Below are 4,693 nucleotides of genomic sequence, written 5' to 3'. Positions count from 1 at the left end.
CAAGGACGTGACGACCCGCCCGCTGGCGCCGCTGCGCGACCTGCCACCCCAGCGTGCCTCGGCACTCCGGGAGACCGCACTGGCCTACCTGGACGCCGGAATAAACGTGGCCGAGACGTCCCGCCGGCTCTTCCTCCACCGCAACACGGTCCTGCAACGACTGGAGCAGCTCGGCGCCGTCCTGGGGCCCGACTGGCACACGCCCCCGCGGTCGCTCGACCCCCACCTGGCCCTGCCCCCGGCAGCACGCGACGACGGCGGCGCCCCGGCCGCACCACCCGCCCGAAGCCACCCCCGTCGTCGCGCCGAGGAGCTCCGCCGTTCCCGGCATCGGACCCGGGAGTGACAGCCCCGAGCCTCAGGAATCTTCTGCGGATCTGACCCTTCTGCCCCGGCCACGGCCGCCGAGAAGGGTCAGACCCGCAGAAGATTCCGGCTCCGGTGCGGGGCCATGACCGCCTCCATGCGGCGCAGGATGGTGAGCGGAAGGACGAGCGTGCCGTACTGGTTCGGCTTGAACACGCCCCGGAGCTGATCCGCGATCCCCCGCACGAAGTTCGAGAGGTTCTGGGGAAAGCGGTGGGCCGCCGAGGCAGCGCCGGGCGTGGCGGGGGTGATCATGGGGTCCTTCGAATGGTGGGGGCGGGCCGCTGGACGGGACCCATTCCGACCCCGCAGCGACCCGACAGGGCGACGGATCATACACAACCACACTTGCCTATGCTCTGCGTGCGCGAGTACGCTCGCGTGTGGTAGCTAGGGCTGAGACAGTGCCCCGAGCACCAATTCGAGAGGCCCACGCTTGCGTGGGCCTCTGCGCTTTTCCGCAGTGTCCGCTGTGCCCTGCACAATGGTCAGATGCTGCTGGCGTACATCGACGAGATCGGCGAGCCGGGCGCCTACGTCGGCCCGGACCATCCTCGCTTCCGGACAAGCCCAGCCTTCGGTTATGCCGGATTCGTCATGCCGGAGTCTGCCGCACGAGGCTTTGGGGCGAAGTTCACCGCGCTGAAGCGTCAGCTGTTCGCCTCGGAGATCGACCGAGCGGAACACCCCGGACGGTGGGAGTTCAAGGGGGCCAATCTGTTCCGACCGGATACCCCCGCGCGCTTTCCGCAGCAGCTCCGCGTATTCGATGCGCTCGTGCGGTCCGTCGTTGACCACGGCGGCAAGCTGTTCTACTACGCCGACGAGAAGCAGCGTGGGACGCCCAAGCAGATCGGCCTGGACGTCGAGAAACGCGAAGCCGACGCCATGCGGGAGACTCTGAACCGTCTGGCCCGCCATGCCCACCATCACGGGCATAACCTCATGGTGATCATCGATCAAATCAATGAGAAGACGCGAGTCGAACGCGTTGCATCGATGTATGCCCACATCTTCAGCCGAGCCGGCGACTTTCCGGAGATGCGGTGCATCGTGGAACCGCCCATGCACGTGGACAGTTCGCTGAGCTCCAACGTGCAGTTCGCCGACTGGGTCGCCGCCGCCGTCACACGCGCTGTCGATCACCAGCTCAACGACTTGTCCAAGTACGCCTGGGTCACCGACCCCCAGCGGCTGGCATCCATGAGGGGCAGCTTCACCTACGAGTCTAAACTGCACCTGTGGAACCGCGGCGTGCAGGACTTCAACCACTCTGAGCTGTTCCACCGCGAACGGCGGCTTGCCCCGACCCCGTATGGACAGCTTCTGGGGGCCTCGGTGGACCCCGCGGCGGCGGAGAAGATGGCGAAGATCTGGCGCTCGGGACACTAAGACCTGGCGCCGCTGATAGAGATCGCCCCGGCCCTGCGTCAGGCGGAACACAGCCCCGCATATTCTGGTCCTCCGCGGGCTGCGAAGGACCAGAATATGCGGGCGGCGGGTGGACCACCTGGCGACACCGTTGCCGACGCGTTCATTCAACGCGCGGGGCATGCCCGGGCGTCACTGGGACAGGTTGTCGATCGCGTACTGCGCCTGGTCGGGCGTGAACTCCTCACCGTACTCCGAGACCAGTTGGTCGTAGATCGCAGACGGCGACATGTCCATCATCTCCTGATAGCTCTTCGCTTTGGCCAGCGCATTGGCATTCCAGTCCACGTCCGTCATGTTGTCGATCGCGTACTGCGCCGCTTCTGGTGAGAACTGCTCACCGTACTCGGAGACCAGCTGGCCATAGATGCCCATCTTGGACATGTCCATGTTCTCTTCGTAGCTGTACGCCTTGCGAAGCGCCGACTGGTACTCCATCGGCACATCCCCGGCCTCATGCTCGGCTGCCGCTTCCGTCTCCTCCGAGAGCGTCGGCGTGGGCTCAGGGGTGGGCGTGGGCTCCGATGCAGGAGCAGACCCCGCAGTAGGGGTCGAGGTCGACGATGCAGCCGGCGTGGAGGATGCGCCCTCGGACGCGCCGTCCACCTCCAGCGCCGCATACTCCGGGATGCGGTTAATGATGGGCGTCATGTTCTCAACGAACCTGTTGAGTTCCTCACCGGGCTGGTAGCAGTCGGTGGCTGCACCGGTCACAGACTGCACGATGTCCTGCATTGGCATCGTGTACCTGCCACCGCCCGACTTCACAATGCGCTGGATCTCCTCAGGCTCGGCCATCAGACGGTCCAAGGTGTCGAGATACTTGGGATGGGCGACCGCGCGCAGCTGATCGCCCTGCTCCACCAACCCCGCCACGCGACGATCCCTATCGCTCATGACGAGGTCTTCCATGTAGAAGTCCACGCTGAAGTCCAGGACGTCTAACGCAAGACCACCGCGGTTGCCTGCCAGCTGTTCGCACGTCTCGGTGGCCGTCAGCTGCATGGGGCTCTCCGAGGCGGCGGGCGTCGGCGACACCGCCGAAGAAGACGAGGACAATGAGGATTGGGAGCTAGATGTAAGAGGTCATGACGTTGTTGACTCGGGCCGGGGCCAACGAGGCCGGAGGGGCGTCCCCGCAGGAGGTATGAGGCCGATGGTAGTTGTAGTGGTTCACCCACACGGCCAGCGCCTCACGCCGGGCCGTCTCTGAGGAGTACGGGCGGGCGTAGAGGACCTCATCGACCATCAGCCGGTTGTACCGTTCGACCTTCCCGTTATGGCGGGGCGTGTAGGGCCGGATCCGGTGGTGCCGGCCCCCGAGCGAGACCACCTTGGCGGTGAAGTCCACGGCCCGGTAGTTGTTCCCGTTGTCCGTGACCACCCGGTCCACGGTGATGCCGTGGGCGGCGAAGAACGCCCTCGCCCGGCAGAAGAACCCGATCGTGGTCACCGCCTTCTCATCCTCCAACGCCTCGGTGTACGCCAGGCGGGTGTACCCGTCGATCGCCGAGTGCAGGTAGGTGTAGCCGACCCGTCGGCCAGGCCCGCGCTTGGCTGCTCGCGCGTTCTCGGAGTCCCGGCCGTGAGCACGCCAGCCGCCCCCCCTCGGGGATGCGTCCGATTTTCTTCACGTCCAGGTGCACCATGTGCCCCGGCCCTCTCGCGGTGATCCTCTGGGCCGGCTGTTGGCGCAGGTCTTCTCCGGCCGGGGTCAGGTCCCGTAGGCGGGAGATCCCGAGTCGGTGCAGCCACCGTCCCACGGTACGAAGACACACCCGGTGGCCCTCGGAGACGAGGTGGTGATGGATGCGCCGTGCGGACCACTTGCGCTCCCGCCGCAGGGCGTGGATCTGGGCGACCAGGACCGGATCGAGCTGGGCAGGTGAACGGCGCGGCCGGCTGGGCCGGTCGAGCAGCCCGGCCTCGCCCTCGGCGCGGTAGCGGGCCACCCAGGTGGCCACCGTGGGGCGGCTGACGCGGAACTCGGCGGCCACGTGCGCCTGCGGGATCCCGTCGTGCAGGTGGCGGTGGACCATCCTGAGACGGCCGGTGGGGGTCAGGGGTGCGTTAGCGTGGGTCATGAGCGGGCTCTTTCCAGCGGATGGGTTGTTGAGGAACTTCCATCCTGCGGCAGGGGCCCGCTCGTCTCATCTCAGCCCGGCCCTCGTGCCAAGAACCTCATGACCCACAACAGCTAGACGGCCCCGGTCCCTCCTGACCGGAACAGCCGGTGGCCACGAGCAGGAGGGGCAGGAAGAGGAGGAGTCGCTGAGCGCGCATAAGAAAACTCTCCGTGACTGATGTGCGAGCCTCGAACCAAGCGCTCTTGCGGCTGAAATGGGTGCCAGTGAGAGTCTGTCGAGGAAGGGTGAGAAGGCCCTCAACTGCATATTGTGCACAGCAACGCACCCATTGAGCGACACGCCGAGGACATGTGAGAGTCGAGCAGGAATGCTCATGTCGCGTTTCCGCGTCGGAAGGGTGAACGGCCACTTCACCTGCCACAGCCGCACTTCAGAGCCCGCGGCTGGAGGGATACTGCTCGCAGCCCTGCGAAGGGGGTCATCTCGTGATTTCTCGCACCCCCACCCCGGACGATATCGAGTCAGTGCTCGCCGCCGTCGAGACCATCCCGCCAAGCCTGTTCGATCACTACGAGGGATCCCGCGAGAACGAGCCGGTGCGGGGCCATGACCGCCTCCATGCGGCGCAGGATGGTGAGCGGAGGGACGAGCGTGCCGTACTGGTTCGGCTTGAACACGCCCCGGAGCTGATCCGCGATCCCCCACACGAAGTTCGAGAGGTTCTGGCGAGAGTGAGCCGCCCCCTTCATTCGGTCCGGACGTTCTGTGAGTCGTCGGTTTCCATTTGATGGGTGCACTGCCGAGCGTAC

5 protein-coding genes and 1 pseudogene are annotated in these 4,693 nt (G+C 66.1%); 2 read left to right on the top strand and 4 right to left on the bottom strand.

Going from position 1 to position 4,693, the window contains the following annotated elements; all coding sequences use genetic code 11:
• The coding region (locus KVS67_RS11155) for a helix-turn-helix domain-containing protein (RefSeq protein WP_217565360.1) at window positions 1-346 on the top strand (346 nt) is incomplete at its 5' end.
• A 68-nt stretch (window positions 347-414) separates the two neighbouring features.
• Here the strand turns inward: KVS67_RS11155 and KVS67_RS11150 are convergent.
• The gene (locus KVS67_RS11150) at window positions 415-621 is read right to left on the bottom strand and encodes a type I restriction-modification system subunit M N-terminal domain-containing protein (protein WP_063190008.1); all 207 of its coding nucleotides are present in this window, start codon (window positions 619-621) and stop codon (window positions 415-417) included.
• A gap of 237 nt (window positions 622-858) precedes the next feature.
• Here KVS67_RS11150 and KVS67_RS11145 point away from each other — a divergent pair, with 237 nt between their 5' ends.
• Window positions 859-1,758 carry a DUF3800 domain-containing protein gene (locus KVS67_RS11145; protein ID WP_063190010.1) on the top strand — a complete coding sequence of 300 codons (900 nt, stop codon included), beginning with the start codon at window positions 859-861 and terminating at the stop codon, window positions 1,756-1,758.
• A gap of 171 nt (window positions 1,759-1,929) precedes the next feature.
• Here the strand turns inward: KVS67_RS11145 and KVS67_RS11140 are convergent, their stop codons facing one another.
• From KVS67_RS11140 to KVS67_RS14130, 3 genes and pseudogenes are all read right to left on the bottom strand, one after another.
• A complete protein-coding gene (locus KVS67_RS11140; RefSeq protein ID WP_223247471.1) occupies window positions 1,930-2,802 on the bottom strand; it encodes an Ltp family lipoprotein in 873 nt (290 codons plus the stop codon).
• Between the two features lie 67 nt (window positions 2,803-2,869).
• Window positions 2,870-3,881, bottom strand: a pseudogene (locus KVS67_RS11135) (IS481 family transposase).
• A gap of 524 nt (window positions 3,882-4,405) precedes the next feature.
• Window positions 4,406-4,693 (bottom strand): type I restriction-modification system subunit M N-terminal domain-containing protein (locus KVS67_RS14130; RefSeq protein WP_254629342.1); only part of this gene is annotated, 288 nt, incomplete at its 5' end.

The sequence above is a fragment of the Micrococcus sp. GbtcB5 genome (assembly GCF_019091605.1).
Taxonomy (GTDB): Bacteria; Actinomycetota; Actinomycetes; order Actinomycetales; family Micrococcaceae; genus Micrococcus; species Micrococcus luteus.
This window is presented reverse-complemented; position numbering and strand designations above follow the sequence as displayed.